This window comes from Mesorhizobium sp. WSM4840 (assembly GCF_055811755.1).
The window spans coordinates 1-800 of sequence record NZ_JBVVQD010000114.1; the positions used below are offsets into that span (position 1 = coordinate 1).

Below are 800 nucleotides of genomic sequence, written 5' to 3' on the forward strand. Positions count from 1 at the left end.
CTCGGCGATCGGCGTTCAGGCGCGATTGCTGGAGGCTAGGATGCTTGAGTCCCTATATCTCAACCTCGGCCAGCACGATGCCCTCTCCGATGCGGAAAAGGCTTTGTTGGCTGGCGCCATGTCGTTCGAGAAGGATTTTTCGACCGGACAGGACCTGGTTTCGGAGGGATCCAGGCCAACCAACAGCACGTTGATTCTTGAGGGCCTGGCCGCCCGCTATAAAGTGCTCGAAGACGGCGGGCGGCAATTCACCTCATTGCAGGTGCCGGGCGATTTTGTCGACCTTCACGCATTCCTTCTGAAAACGATGGACCACGGCATAGTGGCGTTGTCGCCCTGTCGAGTGATTATCGCAGAGCATAGCCGGCTGCGGGTCATCACAGAGGAAGCTCCACATCTGACCCGGCTATTGTGGCTTGATACTCTTGTAGACGGCGCGATCCACCGCGAGTGGATCGTGGCCATGGGGCGGCGGTCGAAGACAGCGCATCTTGCTCACCTTGTCTGCGAGCTTTTCGTGCGCCTGCAGGTCGTGAAGCGCACCAGCGGCATGAGTTTCCACCTGCCACTGTCACAGGCCGAGCTGGCCGACGTGCTTGGCCTGTCTGTTGTTCATATGAACCGGGTGATCGGCGCGTTGCGTAAAGTTGGGGTGATAAGCTGGGCGAACTACACTGTGACCATTTTGAACTGGCACCGACTGCAGGAAATTGCCGAATTCGATCCAACCTATCTCAGCATGGTGCGGGAGCCGCGGTGAATACTTCGCTCGGGTGTTTGTCAGATTTCCAGAAGGTAAC

At 57.6% G+C, this 800-nt stretch carries 1 protein-coding gene; it reads left to right on the forward strand.

Annotation, left to right across the window (positions count from 1 at the left end):
• Positions 1-40: 40 nt before the first annotated feature.
• Positions 41-760 (forward strand): Crp/Fnr family transcriptional regulator, encoded by a 720-nt coding sequence (locus AC0L3I_RS36930; RefSeq protein ID WP_077383388.1) that lies wholly within the window; start codon positions 41-43, stop codon positions 758-760.
• Positions 761-800 lie beyond the last annotated feature (40 nt).